A 19767-nucleotide genomic window follows, 5' to 3' on the forward strand; every position below is an offset into this window, starting at 1 on the left:
TGCAAACATCATTATAAAAGCAAGGTATCATAAACAATGATGATGTAAAACAGGAGGATAATAACATAAACAAAAATGCAGCAATGTGTATTGCTGCACTTTTGTTTTGACTGCATTGAACTTGTCAATCTTTACCAGGACAATGCTTAAAAATTAGGATCGAAGTTAAAGTAGATAGGGTTTGACAAGCCCACCATTCTACCGCTCAATTGAGTTGATTGCGGTACTTGCGGGAATGGCGTGCCCGGGCCTTCAACCGTTACGCGGTAGTAAGTGCGATTAATCAGTGCAGGGGTGTCGGTAAACTCAATTACCGGGTTTTTGCCGGTCACTTTGTAGCTATTGAACGGATCGCCGTTTTTAACCACATTAACGGTATAAGTACTATCGGCCTGGGTTTTACCGGTTAGCTGCACCTTAAACTTAACCGGTTTGCCGGTAGATTTTACGTTGTCGCCCATCATCATATCAGGTTTACCGTCCTGGTTAACATCAGCGTAAAACTCAACGCGTGGAGCAAACGGGTTAGAGGATACACAAACACGGCCATTGGTCAGCGCATCAACCACGGCTTGTTTGGTACGGGCAGTAGCATATACCCAAGTGGTTGGGGTACCTACATAGTTAGCTTTGCGCTCAAAAGTATGGGCGCTTGCTTTATCCGGGCTATCAGGCTCGCCATGGTGCGCATCGCTACCGCCCCGACCGGTTAATTTACGGCCCGATGAAAGCATATCATCCCAAATCATAATAGCGTTGGCATTTTTTGGCCATACAGAAGAGTTCCATACCTCAATTGAGTTCACAATATCATAAGAGTAACCAAAATGATCTTTACCACTCGGGTGATTGGCAGACAGGTGGATACCCAGTTGTTTCTTGATAGAACCAATTACCACGTCGCGCTGATCGCGCACGTCAAATAAACGCTGATGATCATACGGCACGGCCGAAAATACGTTACCATGGCCGCGGGTGGTTGTCCACTCGGCACCATAAAGCAACAACACGGTGTCTGATTTAAACTCCGGATCTGCCCAGGTGTGATGAGCAACATCTCCTTTTACATGCACGTCATGGTCAGTAATAGCTACAAAATCTATCCCTACCGATTTAGAGAAATTGATGATTTTGGAGATCGGGTTGTTGGTTGACTCATGACTATGGCGCGAGTGCACATGCAAGTCGCCTTTCAGCCATACACCACCGGTCAGCGGTTGTACAGGCGGTAGCTGACCCAGTTCTGTAGGAGCCCAGGGGCTCACATGGCCGTTAGACTCATTTGTGGTTTGAGCAACAGCTGCGTTTAAAGAACCGGCAACCAGGGCAACGGTTAACGCCCAACACGCGGTGCGCAGGCGGCGTTTAAAAGATGGCTTTGTTTCCATGCGGGGTTTTAAGATTGTTTTTGATTGTAATACGCTACCCAACCACTTAGCCCCCACTTATTAATACATTCATAATACTCATTGGCTACTTTTATGGCATTACAGGCAAAATGTTACATTGATTAACAATTCCATAACCTAACACAGATCTTTTAGTCACATATTCATAACATATTTGCCCCGGGTTTATGGAAGGACAAATAGCGGCTTTAAAGAATGGCAACCTTGATGAGTTCAGGTTGGTTTATGCTGCTTATCACTCTAAACTCTACCACTTTATTTTCAGCCGCACTCAATCTGAGTATATAGCACAGGAAGTGGTTCAGCTTACCTTTATTAAGTTCTGGGAAAGACGCCAGCATATTTCTAACGATTATACGATTGATATCCAGCTATTCCGCATAGCCCGTACCGTACTGATTGACGAACTGCGTAAAGAGCGTACCCGCCAACGGCATAACGATCTGGCCAGCGCAGGCACCGAAGAAGCATTTGATCTGATGCGCGCCGAAGGCAAAGACGAGCTGAAACACGTGTTTGCCGCCATTGAGGATTTGCCGCCTGTGCGCAAAAAGGTATTTAAACTAAGTCGTATTAACGGACTGCCGTATAAAGATATAGCAGCCATTATGTCGTTATCGCCTAAAACGGTAGAAAACCATATCTCCAGAGCTATTAAACAATTGCGCAACGCCATCCATATTTTAATGCTAATGACATCGCTATTCGCGTTGGAACAAAGCAACCAGCAATGGGCTGCCATTAAAACCAAATTCAATCACTTAAAAAGTTATAAAAATATTTTCTAGCCCACTGGGGGTTACGCGTTTTTTGAACGTATGTTAATTATGGAGATGACCGAAGAGCTGATAAAGAAATACTTTTTGCAGGAATGCACATCAGACGAGCGCGCTGCGGTAAGCGCCTGGTTTGACGCGCACCCCGAAGAGCTTGACCGGTATCTGGATGATGACTCCTGGTTAAGGTTTGAGGCGCAGCAAACTGTGCAGCCACACCTGGCCGAGCAAATGCTGCAGCAAATTGAAGCGCACATTGCAAAAACAGAAGCAGAGCTTAAACCAATCAGATCTGTAAGTTATAGTCGCTGGGCTATTGCAGCGAGCGTGATACTGGCGGTAAGCGCTGGTCTGTTCTTTCTATTACGTGGACAGAAAAGTAACAACGCAAACCAAATGGCGCTGGCTCAACCATCGGCGGCAGCCATGGTTGATGACACAGTGGGCAATACTACTGGCAATATCAAAATTGTAACCCTGTCAGATGGATCGATAGTGAGTTTATCACCTCAAAGCCAGATCATCTTTCATAAAGACTTTGTTCAACCGCACCGCGATATCCGACTCACCGGCGAGGCCATGTTTAAAGTGGCCAAAGATAAAACGCGTCCGTTCACCGTTTACGCCGGCAGCTTGAGCACTACTGCCCTGGGTACCCGTTTCAAAGTAACGGCTTTTACCAAGGGTGAAATAAAAGTGATGCTATACACCGGCAAGGTGGTAATTAAGCAACATGACTCTGCTCAACAGATGCCCGATGTTTACCTGACCCCAGGCATGCAACTGGCCTGGCGTTCAAAAGATAATCGCCCGGAGGTAAGCAACTTTACACCCGAGGCAGGAAGCTCGGCGTTGGCGAACAATAACCGTACAATTATTAAAGGACAAACGATCACTTTCAATAACGAGTCTTTGACGCAGGTAATAGCTACGCTCAAGCACGCCTACGGTGTGGTAATAGAAGCTGACGAAGCATTGCTGAACAACAGTTATTACACTGGCACGGTAAACCTGCAAAAAGACGAAGCTGAAGACATATTGACAACCATTGCCGGCTTGAACAAGCTGAAACTGGTACACAAAAATGATGCTTACCTGCTGACGCGCTGATCAGCCTGCATCCCTTCTTGATTTTTAGACAGATACTCATTAAATGCATTAAAACAGGCATGACGCGCGCAAAAAAATGGCTACTCATTTTACTGATGCCATGGTGGTATGCCCTACATGCCCATGCGCAAATGCCACAGGTAACGGGCCGGGTGCAAGATGAAGACGGCGGCCCACTCCCTAACGTCGTAGTTACCCTTAAAAGCGCGTTTGCCAACTACCACACGCTTACAGATGCCAGCGGCAATTTCAATTTTAACAATGCTTTTTACGGGGGCCCTTATACCATCATTTTCAGCTATGTTGGATTTGATGAGCAGCAACTGAGCGACTATGTGCTCAAGCCCGGCAATCTCATCACCATATCGGTTAAGTTAAAAAGTGCTGTAAAGGCATTGCAACAGGTGGTGGTGGTGGGCTACGGAACTACGTTTAAAACCGATATCAGCAGTGCAGTAACCATAGTGCCTTCCTCAGAACTTAGTCGCGGCGTAGTCACTTCTGTTGGTGAGCTATTGCAGGGGCGGGTAGCCGGCCTGGATATCAGTAAAGATGGCAACCCCAACGGCTTGCCTATGGTTATTTTACGGGGGCCATCAACACTTAACCTGGCACAACAACCATTTTATGTGATAGATGATGTGCCCGATGCCGATATCTCGCTCGTCAGTCCGGATGATATTATGTCTGTAGAGGTATTAAAAGATGCCGCCGCAACGGCCATTTATGGTAACCGGGCAGCCAACGGAGTTATCTATATTACCACACGTAAAGGCAAGCCAGGCAATATGCAAACGGTTTATAATGGATATGTCGGGGTGCAAAAAATATCAAACACAATTGAGGTAGCCACAGCCTCGGAATTGCGCGATTTCCTAAAGGCCAACAACAAAGCACTTGCACCAGCTGATGACAACGGCGCCAATACCGACTGGCAAAAGGAGGTGAGCCGTACCGGTTTTGCCCAAAACCATAACCTGAGTTTTAACGGCGGCACCGATAAACTGCTGTATAGCGGCAGCATGAACTATTTTAAAAATGAGGCGATCCTGAAAAAATCATTCCTGGAACGGTTTGCCGGGCGCATTACCCTGGAGCATAAGGCATTGAATAATCGCGTGAAGTTTAAATATTCATTGTATAACACCATCAGCAATCAGGGTGATGTGGACTCGCTGGTGTTTTCTAACGTGCTCACTTTTCTGCCTACGCTAAATATCTACAACAGCGATGGCACCTTTCATGAAGATCTGACGCGCACCAAGACTTATAACCCACTGGCGCTGATAGAAAACAATCAGTACAACACCAAGATCAATACTTTTCTGGGCACTGCCGGCATGGAGGCACAGCTGCCGTTTGGTATCACCTGGAATTTTAATCTCGATTATCAAACCCGTACCACCAACTACAATAGCTACTATAACTCCTACTCCAAACTGGCCTACAGCTTAAACGGCGAAGCCCTGCGCTCAACCTACCAGGATCTGAAACGGGTGGTAGAAACCTATTTTGGCTATGAGTTTAAATGGCGCAAAAATCATCACCTGAAATTTCTGCTCGGCTACTCCTGGCAGCAGGATGATAATGGCGATGGCTTCCAGACCACCAACATCAATTTCCCTTCTGACGCTACCGGCTATTATAACCTGGGATTAGGGCAGCCGCCGCCCGGCTTCATCCCCAATTATGGCACTACCTCATTGGAAACCTTGCGCTTGATCTCCTTCTACTCGCGCATCAACTACAATTATAAAAACCAGCTGCTGTTCCAGGCCTCCCTGCGGCGCGATGGTTCTTCGGCCTTTGGTATCAATCATCGCTGGGGATATTTCCCATCGGTATCTGCCGCCTGGCGCCTGGTTGAAACAAAGTTTATCAAACAATTCAACAGCATCAGCGATCTGAAACTGCGCCTCAGTTATGGCATCACCGGCAATACCATTGGTTTTGACCCGCTCACGCCGCTGCTGCTCAATGGCTCTACCGGGGCATTTTATTATAACGGCACTTACATCAAATCTATCGGGCCAATCCAAAACCCTAACCCCAACTTGCAATGGGAAAAAACAGGACAGGTTAACGCCGGTCTTGATTTCGGTCTGTTCAACAACCGGGTTACCGGCACTATTGATGTTTATGATAAAAATACCACGGGCATCATCTACAAATACCAGCAACCGGCATCGGCATCATACACCCCCGGCAACGTAATTTATGCCAACGCCGGCTCTATGAATAACCGCGGCATTGAGTTTTCACTCAGCGCAACACCTGTTGATACCAAAACCTTTAAATGGAGCGGCAACCTCAACCTGGCCCATAACCGCAACGAGGTGACCACTTTATCCAACAACATTTACAAGGTTAATTACATCCTGACAGGATTAACATCAAACGCAGGGCAAAGCAGTGTTTACTCGCAGATCATTCAGGCCGGATATCCTGTGGGGGAATTTTATACGCTGCATTACCTGGGCAAAAATGCGGCCGGGGTATCTATGTTTGAAGATGCTAACGGCAAACCCACTACTGCCCCAAAGTCTACAGACCAGCGGTATATGGGCGATGCTCAGCCGCGACTGGTGTTTGGCTTCAGCAACAGTTTTAAGTTGTATAGCTGGTCGCTTGATTTGTTTTTCAGGGGCGTAACTGGTAACAAGATCTTAAACGCCACGCTGGCAGCCATTAATAGTCCCAGCGATGCCACCAACCATAATATTCCGAAACAAACACTATCAGAATCATATAATGATTTTAATGCCAATCTTTATTCAGACCGGTACCTGGAGAGCGGCTCTTACCTACGCCTGGACAACCTGACGCTGGGCTATACTTTTAACACCAAAAGCAAATACGTTAAAAGCATAAAAGCGCGGCTAACCGGCACTAACCTTTTCACACTCACCGGCTACTCGGGCATTGACCCGGAGATGAACGTCGGCACCATTACACCTGGCATTGATAACCATAACTATTACCCCAAAACGCGGTCGTTCATTGCCGGGCTGGCTTTTGAATTATAGATAGATTAACCATGCACTCCATAAAAAGATTTCTCAGACTGATCATACCGGCGCTTGCCCTGTTGCTGGGACTTACTGCCTGCACCAAGCTGGATGTTGATGTAAAATCTCAGCTGGCAGACAATAACTTCCCCCGCACTCCGCAAGAATATATTGAGGCTTCGGGCCCGGTTTATACGCAACTGCGTGATCAGTATGCCCAATCGTACTGGTTTATGCAGGAGCTTTGTACTGACGAAGCCATTATTGTAGCCCGCGCCGGTAACTGGTACGATGGCGGCAAATGGCGCGACCTGCACTACCACAGCTGGACCATTGACCACATACATGTTGATGGTACCTGGCAATGGGGGTTTAGTGAGGTGAGCGCGTGCAACCGCGTAATCCAACTACTAGACGCGGCCCCGGCAAGTGCGCCAAAAAAAACCACATTAGCTGAGGTACGTGCCACGCGCGCCCTTGCTAACTTTTTGATGATGGATCTGTTCGGCAACATCCCGCTCATTAAAAATTTTGGCGATACGGTTGCCCTGGCCACATCACAGCGCACGCAGGTTTTCAACTATATTGAGGGCGAACTAAAGGCCGTGTTGCCCGATCTGAGTCAGACTACGGGGGCTGCCACCTATGGCCGCCCTACCCGTTGGACAGCCTTCGCGCTGCTGGCCAAAATGTATATCAATGCCGAATATTATACCGGAACGCCCCGTTATAACGATGCTATTGCCATGTGCGATAGCATAATCCAAAGTCATCAGTTTGCGCTTGATGCAGATTATCTGCGCATGTTTGATATTGATAACGGTCCGCAGATCCGTGATTTTATCTTTGCCATTCCGTATGATAACATCCAGGCAAAAAACCAATACTTCGCCCGCTACAGCCTGCACACCGCGCTGAAAGACAAATACGGCATCCCTTTCATCCCCAGCGACCCGATGGCAACGTTGCCTGCCTTTTATAGTTTATACAATGATCCGAATGATATCCGGAACGGACAATGGCTGGTAGGTAAACAATATGATAACCAGGGCAATCCTATCATTATCCATACCACCAAAGCGGGGCTCGATCAAACTTATAAAGGAGCAGACGCTGATGCTTTAGTGGATTACCAGCTAACGTTCACCCCTGACCTGACGCTCGACCCCACCATCGACCCGTTAAAACTGGACGTGGGTAACGACGAACTGGGCAAGGCCAAAGGCTATCGCAACAACAAATTTTTCCCTGATAAAACCTCGCTGGACAGGAACCAGAGTAACGATGTCCCCGTCTTCCGTTATGCCGATATTTTACTTACCAAAGCCGAGGCCATTCTGCGCGGTGGCACACCAACTTTAGGCGATGATGCCCTTGGCCTGGTAAACCGCGTGCGGGCCCGTGCGCAGGCCCAACCGCTGGCAGCCGTAAACCTGCAAACTATTTTAGACGAACGCGGTCGCGAACTGGCCTTCGAGGGCTGGCGCCGTAATGATTTGATCCGCTTTGGCAAGTTTGAAGATAAATGGGGCTATAAAACCGATGCTGATCCCCGGCATCGTATTTATCCTATACCGGCTACGCAGATTCAGCTAAATCCGGGCTTGAGGCAGAATCCGGGGTATTAAAACACTTGACGGCCTTTCAACTTGTCATTTCGACCAACGGGAGAAATCTTATACGATTGCAATGTGGCAGCTTGCATGGTGAGCGGCTTAGTCCAGCGGTCGATCATCCGTATAAGATTCCTCCTCACCCAATCTCACATTCCCCGCTTCTGTTCGTTCGGAATGACAAACGAGCGCAACGTTATCCAATTTCCATCTTCGCAACATTTCTGCTCCTCTATTAAATAATTGTTAACAACTGGGGGATGTTTTTTTGACCACCGTATTAGTGATAGATCGATACCGGTAAACACTGATCTGAGCACTAAAAAGTAACACGTTAAAAAGGTCTATTAAACATCGCAACAATTAACAATTAACCTCCATGAAAAAATTATACGCCTTGAATAAAAGGCCATGGTATTTTATTGCGGTACGAGCGCTTTGTATGCTCCTGCTGTCAATTCAATTCTGTGCAACAGCATTTGCCCAGGGCCCTCAAACCGTAAAAGGTAACGTGGTAGACGAAAACAACAACCCGCTACCTGGTGTAACGGTAGCCATTAAGGGCACACAAAAAGCTACCACCTCAAATATCAACGGACAATATGTTATTAACGCCGATGCCAATGACGTACTGCGCTTTACCTTTGTTGGTTCTACCCCAAAAGAAGAAAACGTTGGTAATCGCAAAATCATCAACATAACCTTACGGTCTGACGCCAAAGCGTTGAAAGATGTGGTGGTTATTGGTTACGGTACCTCAAGCAAAAAAGAGGTAACCAGCTCTATCACCACCGTTAAGGCTGATGACTTTAATACCGGCGTGTTATCAACTCCGGCTGAGTTATTGCAGGGCAAAGTTGCCGGCTTAAACATCTCAAAAAGCGGCGACCCTAACTCAACCCCGTCAACCGTATTGCGTGGCCCATCTACCATAACCGGCTCAACCGAACCATTTTATGTGATTGACGGTGTACCCGGCGCTTCTATTGACCTGCTGGCACCTGCCGATATAGAAAGCATCGACGTATTGAAAGATGCCTCTGCATCAGCCATCTATGGTAACAGGGCATCAAACGGCGTAATTATGGTAACCACCCGCAAGGCTAAACCAGGCCAAACCCGTTTAAACTATAATGCTTACGCATCTACCGAAGCGGCGTCAAACCAGATCCATGTTTTAACCGGTCCGCAACTGCGTCAATACCTGGCCGATAACAAACAAACCCCACTTGTGCCAACTTTGAATGATGATGGTTCTGACACCAACTGGCAAAACCTGGTTGAGCGCAGAAGCTACTCGCAAAACCAAAATCTTTCGTTCAGTGGCGCATCTCCAACTGCTGATTATGGTGTTACCGCCAACTACATGACCAACAACGGCATCATCAAAACCACCTCCATGAGCCGCGTTATTTTGAAAGGCTATGTAAATCAGCGTTTCTTTAATAACCGTTTAAAATTAGGTTTAACGGTTACCAACAGCCACACCGTTAACAACAACGTACCTGTATCTTCGGTAATATCTGAGTCGGTATTTTATTTACCAACCGTAAGCCCATACAATGCAGACGGCAGCTACAAAGAGTATTATGACCGTACCGGTAGCGGCAACCGTAACCCGTTATCGTTAATTTACAACAACATTCTTAAAACCGACGACAGAAAAACGCTTTACAACGGTATTGCCTCTATAGACATTTTGAAAGGTTTGAAATATACCATCAGCGCTTCGGTACAAGAAGATCAGACCGATGGTTCTACCTATTACAACAGTCAATCGGGCCTTGCCATAGGCTTGAACGGTCAGGCTCAGAAAACCTCTTACCTGAATACCAACACCATTGTTGAATCATTCTTTAACTATGATCGTGATTTTGGTAAGCACTCTTTAAAACTGGTAGGTGGTTATTCTTACCAGTACGATAAACTGAATGACGGCTTTGGCGTAAAAACGCAAAACTTTATTGATGACGCACTGACTTACAACAATATCTCGTTATCAAACCCGGCTTCGTTATCTCAGATCCAACTGCAAACTCAGAATGTTTCTGCCACCAAGCTGATCTCATTTTACGGTCGTGCGCAATACAATTACGACAGCAAATACCTGTTCCAGGCTTCGTTACGTAATGATGGTTCGTCGGTATTCGGTACCAACCACAAATGGGGTTACTTCCCATCGGTATCTGCAGGCTGGAACATCAGCGACGAGGATTTCATGAAGAAGATCCCGGTTATCAACTACCTGAAACTGAGAGCGGGTTACGGTGTAACCGGTAACAGTGCCGGTATCAATGCTTTCTCTGCTATTGTGATCTACGGTCCGGCTGGTAAGTTTTTATACAACGGTAACATCACTAACACGGTAAGCCCTACTCAGAACGACAACCCTAACCTTAAATGGGAATCAACCGGTACATTAAACATCGGGTTGGACTTTGGCATCTTGAAAGATCGTATCAGCGGTACCATTGAGTATTACAATAAAAACACTTCCGACTTATTATTTGGCGGTTACTCGGTGTCAACCACTCAATACTTTGTACCTACAATTGCTGCTAACGTAGGTAAAGTGAACAACAAAGGTGTAGAGTTAACCTTAAACTTTACGCCTGTAAAAACCAGCGCTTTCAACTGGAAAACCTCCATGAACTTTGCGCACAACCACAACGAGGTAGTTTCATTATCAAACGATATTTTCCAAACGCCTTATATCAACACTGCTGATATTGGTGGCAAAGGTACCTCTGGTTTAAAAGCACAGCGTATTTTACCGGGCTATCCACTGGGCCAGTTCTTCCTGTGGCACTATGCGGGCAAAAATGCTGCCGGCGTAAGCACTTATCAAAAACCTGATGGTTCGGTTATTGCACAACAGCCATTAACTACCGATGCCATGCTGAGCGGCAACGCACAACCAAGCCTGATTTACGGCTGGACCAACAGTTTCACTTACAAAAACTTCGATCTGAACTTTGTGATTCGCGGTACACTGGGTAACAAAATCTTTAATAACACACTGGCCGCATTGAATGACCCTCAGGACGCTAAAGTGCAGAATATCCCAACCTTTACGCTGGGCGAGTCATACAACGACGTTAACGCTTACCTGCCTTCAGACCGTTTCCTGGAAAATGGCTCATACCTGCGTTTGGATAACGCTACCCTGGGTTACACCATCAAACCGCATGACCTGTCTATCAAAGCCATCCGCTTCTACCTTTCAGGCAACAACCTGTTCCTGATTACCAGCTACCGCGGTATCGACCCTGAGATTAACATCGGTGGCCAAACCCCGGGTATTGACAGCAACAACTTTTATCCTAAAACCCGCACATTCCTTTGTGGTGTGTCGGCTACTTTTTAATCAGAAAGCATAAAAAATACAGACATGAAAAAACTAAGTTATATCATTGCTGCTGTGCTGTTTATTGCGGTTAGCTCTTGCAGAAAACTGGACGTGCCGGTACAGTCGCAATACACCACGTCAAACTTTCCGGTAACCCAGGCAGATTTTAATGCACTGCTGGGTACCATGTACTCTAACCTGTCATCAACCTGGGGTATTACCTACTGGCGCACACAGGAACTATCTACAGACGAAGCCATTTTACCCGCCCGAGACGGCAACTTTGACGACGGTGGCGTGTACCGCCAGATGCACTACCACAGCTGGACGTTTGACCACTCTTACCTGATGACCACCTGGGCCTGGGGTTTTGGTACCGGCATTACCAACTGTAACCGTATCATTAACCTTATTGGCCAATCGCCTGCATCAGCATCAAGCAAAGCTGCTAGCGTGGCCGAAACCAGGGCTATGCGTGCGCTGTACTATTTCTTTATGATGGACTCTTATGGCAACGTGCCAATCTATACCGATTTTCCGGTTGCCAGTCCGCCGGCTACACAGCCAAGAGCCAAGGTGTTTGATTTTATTGAAAGCGAGTTAAAAGCCGTTATTCCGCTTTTACCGGCAAAAAGCAATAGCTCAGCTACTAATACCCTGCAATATGGCCGTGCTAACAAAGAGATGGCTTTTGCCATTCTGCAAAAAATGTATCTGAATGCTCAGGTTTACAACAATACCAACCGTTTGAACGACGCGGTGGCTATGGCCGATAGCATCCAGAAAAACCCTAACTACACACTTGACGCCAGCTACCGCAGTATCTTTTTGCCAAACAACGGTCCGCAGATTAGCGAAACTATTTTTGCTGTGCCGTATGACCAGCAGATCCCGGGCAACCAGTTTACCCGCTTTGGCTTCTTCCCTGCCCTGCTACCTTATTACACCGGGTTAAACTTTGTATCAGGCAGTATTGCCATGAGCACCACACCAGAGTTTTATGCACGCTTTAACCTGCAGGGCGATGTGCGCAACAATACCTGGCTGAACGGTCCGCAGTATATTCCTGACGGTAACGGTGGGTGGACAAACCAGCCTGCCATGTATAATGGTTCGCAAATTGTAATTACCGCTCCTATCATCCTGGTACCGGGCAAACCGTTTGACGTGGGTAACACAGCTGCTGCCCAGGCTGAAGGCGTACGCTCAATCAAGTACTATCCAGACCCTACTTATACCCAAACTGCCCGTTTAAATGGTAATGACATGCCGATGTTCCGCCTGGCCGACGTGCTGCTGATGAAAGCCGAAGCCATTTTACGCGGCGCAAATGCAACAACCGTAAACGGCGTACTACAAACACCAGATTATTTGGTTAACCTGATTCGTAAACGTGCAAATGCACCAACCGTTAGCGGCTTTACACTAGACCAAATGCTGGATGAACGCGGTCGTGAGTTATCATGGGAAGGCTGGCGCCGTAATGACCTGATCCGTTTCGGACAGTTTGAGAAGGAGTACCCGCTGCCAAATGACAACCTGAAAATGAATACCGACCCAACAAGACGCTTGTTCCCGGTACCATCAAACGAGTTGTTGCTGAACCCCAAACTGGTTCAAAACCCTGGTTATTAATTCAATAATCTCTGTACAAACAATATTTTGCAGAGCGTAAATTTGATATCAACTTTCTTGTGTTTTAATTAGCAAACAGTCCGGGGCCTTTTTGATTTGTGGCTCCGGCTGTTTATTTAAACTTCAAAAAACGATGAAACTACTTTTAAGTGCCTTACTGCTAGCTGCCATGCCAATGCTGCATGCCGATTTGGGTAAAGACAATACGCCCATTAACCAGATACAGGTTATTGGCTCGCACAACAGCTACAAACGGGCTATTGACCCGGCGCTGTTTAAAATGATGCTGGCTAATAACCCAAGAGTTAGCGCGCTGGATTACGAGCACATCCCCTTTGCCGATCAGCTGGATATGGGTTTGCGTAACCTGGAAATAGATGTTTATGCCGATTCTAAAGGCGGCAAATATGCCCACCCGAAAGGCCTGGATATGGTTCCAAACCAGGCACCTTATGATCCTAACGGTGAAATGAAAGAGCCGGGCTTTAAGATTTTCCACGTGGTTGGTTATGATTACCGCAGCAATGCACTTACTTTAAAAAGTGCGCTTAAACAACTGAAAGCATGGTCTGAAGCGCATCCCGGCCATAACCCTATCTTCATCACTCTTGAAGCTAAAGATGGTGAGGCCCGCTCTAAAGAAGATATTGCACCAGAAATGATGACCGATAAATTATTTGCTGATCTCGATCATGACCTGCTAACTTACCTGGGCAAACAGCACATTATTACCCCTGACGACGTGCGTGGCAAATACCAAACACTGGAAAGCGCCGTAACACACAGCAACTGGCCAACGCTGAAACAAGCCCGCGGCAAGTTCCTTTTCCTGCTGGATGACCATGCCCGCAAACGCGATCTATACATCGCCGGTCACCCGTCATTAAAAGGCCGCGTAATGTTTGCCTGTGCTGATCCAGGCACGCCGGAAGCCGGGATGACGATCCGTAATAATCCTAAAGATCCGAGTATTCCTGAACTGGTGAAAAAAGGCTATATCATCCGCACCCGTGCCGATGCCGATACCAAAGAAGCCCGTGTTAATGATCGCTCTGGCTTTGTGGCGGCCTGTAACTCAGGCGCACAGATCATCACTACGGACTATTATTTGAAAAGCACGCACTTCAAATCAGACTACGTGGTGTTTTTTGAAACCGGCGACAAGTATTTCCGTCCGAATCCGTTGTTTACAGATAAGTAAGTAATAGAAAGAGTTTGAGGCAGCCCCAGCCCTCATTACGCAAAAAGCCAGCATCTGTTTAGATGCTGGCTTTTGCATTCAAATAGTACTGTGCATCAGGCTTTATCCTGAATTTTAACTAACCAGGTTTGAGCTTTCGTTCACCTCATCAGTATACATACTTTCAATCTGGGCGTTGTATTTTTCTGTAATCACCTTACGTTTCATCTTTCCGGTCGGCGTAAGTTCGCCGCTGTTTAACGACCACTCGTTGGGGAGCAACTTGATCTTCTTCACTTGCTCAACATGGTTAAACTCGGGGTTGTATTCATCAATAATAGACTGATACATGGCAATCACCCTTTTATCGTGAATCATCTCATCGTGAGAGCCGCACGCAATCTCGTTTTTCTGGCACCAGGGCATTAAATGGGTGTAAGAAGGCACGATAAGCGCGCTGGCAAATTTCTTTCCATCGCCCACAACCATCATTTGCTCAATGAAATAGTTTTCTTTCATCCGGTTTTCAATCGGGGTTGGGGCCACATATTTGCCGCCTGATGTTTTAAAAATCTCTTTCTTCCGGTCGGTAATCTTTAAGAAACCGTCTTCGTCCAGCATACCTACGTCACCGGTATGAAACCAGCCATCCTGCATCACTTCGGCCGTTAGCTCCGGATTTTTATAATAGCCGGCCATAATGTTGGGCCCTTTGCATAGTATTTCGCCGTCTTCGGCTATCATTACCTGCACATCGTTGATCAACGGGCCTACGGTTCCAAACTTTCGCTTGCTTTCGGTATAGTGATTAACAGAGATAACCGGCGAGGTTTCGGTAAGCCCGTATCCCTCTAAAATAACAATGCCTGCAGCCGTAAAAATCTTTTCCAACCTAACCGAACAGGCCGAACTTCCTACCACTATCGCCTTCACATTACCCCCTATCGCGGCCCGCCACTTACTAAAGACCAACTTGTTGGCAATGGTCAGTTTAATATTGTACCACAGGCTTCTGTCGCCAAGTTCAAACTGATCGGCTACGCTGATGGCCCAGAAGAAGATCTTATGTTTGATACCAGTTAGCTTTCTGCCCTCCGTCATAATTCTCTCAAACACTTTTTCTAACACCCGGGGTACGGCACTGAATACAGATGGTTTCACCTCCCTTAAATTAGGCCCGATAGTCTCCATACTTTCGGCATAAAAAACAGAAAATCCTGAGAACAAATAAATGTAGGTGACTACCTTTTCAAAGATGTGATTTAAAGGCAAAAAGCTCAGCACCCGTTTTTCGGTAACAGGTATTTCGTTCAGTACCGCGCTTGAAGCTTCTACATTGCTTAGTATGTTCTTGTGGGTAAGCATTACACCTTTGGGGTGACCGGTGGTGCCCGATGTATAAATGATGGTGGTTACATCATTTTCAGTTACCGCATCGCTGGCGGCTTTGATGTTATGAAGGTCTTGCTCCTGCAGTGGTTTTAGCAATTCGGTCCAGTGCGAGGCGCCTACTATCGCATCAAGCGTAAATATAGTTTTGAGCGATGGCACGTGGCCTTGGATCTCGTTTACCTTATCATAAATCTCCTGGTTACTTACAAACACATATTTTACTTCGGCCTGATTCAAGATCTCTTCCAACTCATGAGCACTGCTGTTGGGATATAGCGGCACCAGCACGGCGCCAATCTGCTGCACGGCCAGATCAATAATCAGCCACTCGGGCCGACCGGCGCTAATCAAGGCTATTTTATCCCGCCCCTCGGTTGTACCATCGCCACTGGAAATGCCCATATTTAAAAGAGCGGCCGACAACTGGTTGACCATACCATGCACCTCCCGTGTGCTATATGCCTTCCATGTTCCGTTAACTTTGGCATTGAGCAAGCCGGACAGCGGGTTTTCTGCCTGCGTTGCCATGCAATCGAACAACCTTGTTGCCTTTTCCATGTGTACAATAGTTAATAAGGTAAAAAGTCACAAAACCACGAGAGCCTGAATGCCCGCCTTTTTATTGGTTACCTGTATCGCCCCTTATGGTTTATATCTATATCATCATAAAAGTTCAAATATGCCTGCTGCACCCTGGCCGGCCCCCACACACATGGTTACCATGCCATATTTCTTATTCCGTCTTCTCAGCTCATTAAAAAGCTGTACCGAAAGCTTCGTCCCCGTGCAACCCAGCGGATGGCCCAGCGCAATGGCTCCGCCATTTACGTTAACCACATCAGGATCAAGCCCCAAACCTTTAATTACTGCTACAGATTGCGATGCAAAAGCCTCATTAAGCTCTATCAAATCCAGATCCTGCTGGGTCATCCCCGCCATCTTCAGCACTTTAGGTATAGCAAACAACGGTCCGATCCCCATAATGCGCGGCGGAACGCCTACCACCGCATAGTTTACAAAACGGGCAATTGGCGTTAGGTTATGTGCTTTCAAAAAACGCTCGCTCACCACCATCACAAAAGCGGCACCATCGCTGGTTTGCGAAGAATTGCCTGCCGTTACTCCCCCCCTGGCATCAAATACAGGTTTCAGTTTTGACAGCGCATCTAATGATGTATCGGCGCGTGGCCCTTCATCGGTATCTACAATAAATTCTCTTTGTTTCTTTTTCCCCTGCTCATCCACGTAGGTTTCGGCAACGGTTATCGGTACAATCTCTTGTTTAAATTTCCCTTCCTGTATGGCGCTGACGGCCTTTTGATGCGAATGCAAAGCAAACTCATCCTGCTCGTCTCTACTAATCTGATACTCTTTCGCCACGGCCTCTGCCGTTAAACCCATACCCCAGTAATAATCAGGATGGGCTATGGCCACATCTGCATTCGGCATAATACGCCAGCCGCCCATGGGCACCAAACTCATGCTCTCTACCCCGCCCGCAATGATACAATCAGCCAATCCGCTATGGATCTTGGCAGACGCAATGGCAATTGTCTCCAAACCCGATGAGCAGTAGCGGTTCACGGTCATGCCAGGCACTTTGTCGGTATCCATCGCAATGAGCGAGATCAGGCGGCCCACGTTTAAGCCTTGTTCTGCTTCCGGGGTGGCGTTGCCTACAATAACGTCGTCAACCTGTTCCTTGTCAACGTTGGGTACATCGGCCAACAGTTGCTTGATCACGTCCACAGCAAGCTCATCCGGTCGTGTAAACCTGAAGCCTCCACGGGTGGCTTTGCCAACAGCGCTGCGGCGGGCCGCTACTATATACGCATTCATGATATCTGAATTTACTATATAAAAATCAGTTTCTCAATATTTTACCACCTGTTAAAATGGATTGTATCCGCTCCAGGGTTTTTCTTTCTGCGCAAAGCGATACAAAGGCCTCGCGCTCCAGATTTAACAGGTATTGCTCGCTGACCGGCGATGGCTGCGACAAGTCGCCGCCTGAAAGCACATAGGCCAATTTTTGCGAGATCTTCACATCGTGTTCGCTGATATAATTACCCGAGAACATGCTGTTAGCGCCAACATAAGCCAAACCCAACGACTGTTTACCCAGCACCCTGATATCTTTGCGTGGGGCCGGCTGCACATAGCCTTCATCTGCCAGTACCAGGCATTGCCGCTTGGCTTCTGCCAGTAACCGGTTGCGCGACATCACCACCACGTCTCTTCCTTTCTTCAAATAGCCCAAATCAAAAGCCTCATAGGCTGATGTGGAAACCTTTGCCTGCCCAATGGTCAGAAATCGCTCCTTAAAATTATTGAGTTCGATATCACCCTCCTGTAACTCATCCGACAGCCGGAGCGCAAACTCTTTGCTACCTCCCCCTGCGGGAATGAGGCCTACGCCAAACTCTACCAAACCCATGTATAACTCTGCGTGCGCAACCACCTTATCCGCATGTAAACAGATCTCACAGCCACCACCCAGGGTCATTTGATGCGGTGCCACCACCACCGGGATGGAAGAATAACGCACCCGCATCATGGTATCCTGAAAAGCTTTTACCACCATATTTAACTCGTCAAACTCCTGCTCAACGGCCAGCATCAGGATCAGTCCCACGTTGGCACCGGCACTAAAGTTGGCACCCTCGTTAGATACTACCAGCCCCCGGTAACTTTCCTCGGCAAGGGTGATGGCTTTGTTAATGCCTTCTATCACCTCGCTGCCAATGGTATTCATTTTGGTATGAAACTCCAGGTTGAGGATGCCATCGCCAATATCGGTAACAGTGGTGCCGCTGTTTTTCCAGATGGTTTTGGTTGGGCGGATGTTATCCAGCAGAATATAGTTTTCAGTCCCAGGTATGGCTTTATAGCTTTTGGACTGGATATCGTAATACAGCCGCATGCCGTCTTCCGTTTTATAAAAACTTTCTGCACCGGATGCCAGCATATCGTAAACCCATTGCGCGGGGATACTGCCGGCAGCTTCCATTTCTTTTATAGTACCAGCTACGCCCAGCGCGTCCCAGGTTTCAAACGGGCCCATTTCCCAGCCGAAGCCTGCGTTCATGGCGGCATCTATTTTGTAGAGTTCGTCGGCTATTTCGGGGATGCGGTTGCTTGAGTAAGCAAAAAGCGCGAAGAAGGTAGCCCGATAAAAATCGCCAGCCTTGTCTTTAGCACCGACTAGAATTTTAAGCCGATCTTTTAAGCTATCAACGGTCTTTGCCGTTTCTACCGATGCAAACTTTACCTTTTGCGATGGTTTGTACTCCAGCGTTTTCAGATCGAGTGCATAGATCTCACTACCTGTAGCTGTTTTCTCTTTTTTATAAAAGCCCTGACCGGTTTTGCTGCCCAGCCATTTGTTGACCATCATGGTATTGATAAAGTCGGGCATCTTGCACAGTTCGCCCAGCTCGGCATCCGGTGCGTTTTGGCTCAGCATGTTGGCTACGTGCACCAGGGTATCCAGCCCCACCACATCATTGGTACGAAACGTTGCTGATTTTGGGCGACCGATAGCAGGGCCGGTCAGCTTGTCCACCTCCTCTACCGTCATGCCTGTTTTATCTACATAATGCAGCACCGTCATGATGCTGAAAATGCCGATACGGTTGCCTATAAAGGCCGGGGTATCTTTAGCCAGCACCGTGGTTTTGCCCAGGTATTTCTCGCCATATTCTGTTAAAAAGCCTGCCACTTCTTTCGATGTGTCTGCAGTTGGAATGATCTCCAACAAGCGCAGGTATCGTGGCGGATTAAAAAAGTGCGTTCCGCAGAAATGTTGTTTGAAATCATCGCTGCGCCCCTGGGCCATTAAGTGGATGGGGATACCGGAGGTATTGGAGGTAACCAGCGTACCGGCTTTACGGTATTTATCTACCTTTTCAAATACCTTTTGTTTGATGTCTAAACGTTCCACCACCACTTCAATCACCCAATCGCATTCGGCAATTTTGGGCATATCATCGTCAAAATTACCTGTGGTGATCCGGCTGGCGAAAGATTTAAGATAGATAGGCGAAGGATTGGATTTTAAGGCAAAGGCCAGCGCATCATCTACTATTTTGTTCCTGGCTTTTTTATCGCCGGCGGCTGCGCCCTCGGGCACAATATCTAATAACAACACCTGCAGACCAATATTAGCGAAGTGGCAGGCAATGCGGCTCCCCATCACACCAGAACCTAATACGGCCACTTTCCTTATTATTCGTTTAGCATCCATACGGTACAAACTTTTATAGAAGGTTTATAGAAATTGGGCAGCACCAATT

At 47.2% G+C, this 19767-nt stretch carries 11 protein-coding genes; 7 read left to right on the forward strand and 4 right to left on the reverse strand.

All coding sequences use genetic code 11. From position 1 onward, the window contains the following. Positions 1-146: 146 nt before the first annotated feature. Positions 147-1388: a CehA/McbA family metallohydrolase gene (locus tag ABZR88_RS13390; RefSeq protein ID WP_170113528.1), complete on the reverse strand. Its 1242-nt coding sequence runs from the start codon at positions 1386-1388 to the stop codon at positions 147-149. Positions 1389-1576: 188 nt separating this feature from the next. On the opposite strand from ABZR88_RS13390, the gene ABZR88_RS13395 reads away from it, so the two are divergent. The 7 genes from ABZR88_RS13395 (at position 1577) to ABZR88_RS13425 (ending at position 14101) form a co-directional block, all read left to right on the forward strand. Continuing rightward, positions 1577-2197: a sigma-70 family RNA polymerase sigma factor gene (locus ABZR88_RS13395; RefSeq protein ID WP_107826849.1), complete on the forward strand. Its 621-nt coding sequence runs from the start codon at positions 1577-1579 to the stop codon at positions 2195-2197. A 39-nt stretch (positions 2198-2236) separates the two neighbouring features. Further along, positions 2237-3295 carry a FecR family protein gene (locus tag ABZR88_RS13400; protein WP_170113527.1) on the forward strand — a complete coding sequence of 353 codons (1059 nt, stop codon included), beginning with the start codon at positions 2237-2239 and terminating at the stop codon, positions 3293-3295. Positions 3296-3354: 59 nt separating this feature from the next. Beyond that, positions 3355-6321: a SusC/RagA family TonB-linked outer membrane protein gene (locus ABZR88_RS13405; RefSeq protein WP_107826847.1), complete on the forward strand. Its 2967-nt coding sequence runs from the start codon at positions 3355-3357 to the stop codon at positions 6319-6321. 11 nt (positions 6322-6332) lie between these two features. Beyond that, positions 6333-7931, forward strand: a complete 1599-nt coding sequence (locus ABZR88_RS13410; protein WP_107826846.1) for a RagB/SusD family nutrient uptake outer membrane protein — start codon at positions 6333-6335, stop codon at positions 7929-7931. A gap of 364 nt (positions 7932-8295) precedes the next feature. Continuing rightward, positions 8296-11283 carry a TonB-dependent receptor gene (locus tag ABZR88_RS13415; protein WP_107826845.1) on the forward strand — a complete coding sequence of 996 codons (2988 nt, stop codon included), beginning with the start codon at positions 8296-8298 and terminating at the stop codon, positions 11281-11283. Between the two features lie 24 nt (positions 11284-11307). Then, positions 11308-12900: a RagB/SusD family nutrient uptake outer membrane protein gene (locus ABZR88_RS13420; RefSeq protein WP_107826844.1), complete on the forward strand. Its 1593-nt coding sequence runs from the start codon at positions 11308-11310 to the stop codon at positions 12898-12900. Positions 12901-13033: 133 nt separating this feature from the next. After that, positions 13034-14101 carry a phosphatidylinositol-specific phospholipase C1-like protein gene (locus tag ABZR88_RS13425; protein WP_107826843.1) on the forward strand — a complete coding sequence of 356 codons (1068 nt, stop codon included), beginning with the start codon at positions 13034-13036 and terminating at the stop codon, positions 14099-14101. 114 nt (positions 14102-14215) lie between these two features. Here the strand turns inward: ABZR88_RS13425 and ABZR88_RS13430 are convergent, their stop codons facing one another. The 3 genes from ABZR88_RS13430 to ABZR88_RS13440 form a co-directional block, all read right to left on the reverse strand. Beyond that, positions 14216-16030 (reverse strand): long-chain fatty acid--CoA ligase, encoded by a 1815-nt coding sequence (locus ABZR88_RS13430; RefSeq protein ID WP_107826842.1) that lies wholly within the window; start codon positions 16028-16030, stop codon positions 14216-14218. Between the two features lie 105 nt (positions 16031-16135). Then, positions 16136-17311 carry an acetyl-CoA C-acyltransferase gene (locus ABZR88_RS13435; RefSeq protein WP_107826841.1) on the reverse strand — a complete coding sequence of 392 codons (1176 nt, stop codon included), beginning with the start codon at positions 17309-17311 and terminating at the stop codon, positions 16136-16138. Positions 17312-17336: 25 nt separating this feature from the next. Further along, positions 17337-19718, reverse strand: coding sequence for a 3-hydroxyacyl-CoA dehydrogenase/enoyl-CoA hydratase family protein (locus ABZR88_RS13440; RefSeq protein ID WP_107826840.1), 2382 nt, complete (start codon positions 19716-19718; stop codon positions 17337-17339). Positions 19719-19767: the final 49 nt, after the last annotated feature.

Origin of the sequence: Mucilaginibacter yixingensis (genome assembly GCF_041080815.1) — a bacterium.
In the GTDB taxonomy this organism is placed as follows: Bacteria; Bacteroidota; Bacteroidia; order Sphingobacteriales; family Sphingobacteriaceae; genus Mucilaginibacter; species Mucilaginibacter yixingensis.

Bases quoted from the DNA above. Each gene is read 5' to 3' on its own strand.
- ABZR88_RS13435 (WP_107826841.1), bottom strand. From the start codon at position 17,311: ATGAATGCGTATATAGTAGCGGCCCGCCGCAGCGCTGTTGGCAAAGCC.
- ABZR88_RS13410 (WP_107826846.1), top strand. From the start codon at position 6,333: ATGCACTCCATAAAAAGATTTCTCAGACTGATCATACCGGCGCTTGCC.
- ABZR88_RS13395 (WP_107826849.1), top strand. From the start codon at position 1,577: ATGGAAGGACAAATAGCGGCTTTAAAGAATGGCAACCTTGATGAGTTC.
- ABZR88_RS13400 (WP_170113527.1), top strand. From the start codon at position 2,237: ATGGAGATGACCGAAGAGCTGATAAAGAAATACTTTTTGCAGGAATGC.
- ABZR88_RS13390 (WP_170113528.1), bottom strand. From the start codon at position 1,388: ATGGAAACAAAGCCATCTTTTAAACGCCGCCTGCGCACCGCGTGTTGG.
- ABZR88_RS13425 (WP_107826843.1), top strand. From the start codon at position 13,034: ATGAAACTACTTTTAAGTGCCTTACTGCTAGCTGCCATGCCAATGCTG.
- ABZR88_RS13430 (WP_107826842.1), bottom strand. From the start codon at position 16,030: ATGGAAAAGGCAACAAGGTTGTTCGATTGCATGGCAACGCAGGCAGAA.
- ABZR88_RS13420 (WP_107826844.1), top strand. From the start codon at position 11,308: ATGAAAAAACTAAGTTATATCATTGCTGCTGTGCTGTTTATTGCGGTT.
- ABZR88_RS13415 (WP_107826845.1), top strand. From the start codon at position 8,296: ATGAAAAAATTATACGCCTTGAATAAAAGGCCATGGTATTTTATTGCG.
- ABZR88_RS13440 (WP_107826840.1), bottom strand. From the start codon at position 19,718: ATGGATGCTAAACGAATAATAAGGAAAGTGGCCGTATTAGGTTCTGGT.
- ABZR88_RS13405 (WP_107826847.1), top strand. From the start codon at position 3,355: ATGACGCGCGCAAAAAAATGGCTACTCATTTTACTGATGCCATGGTGG.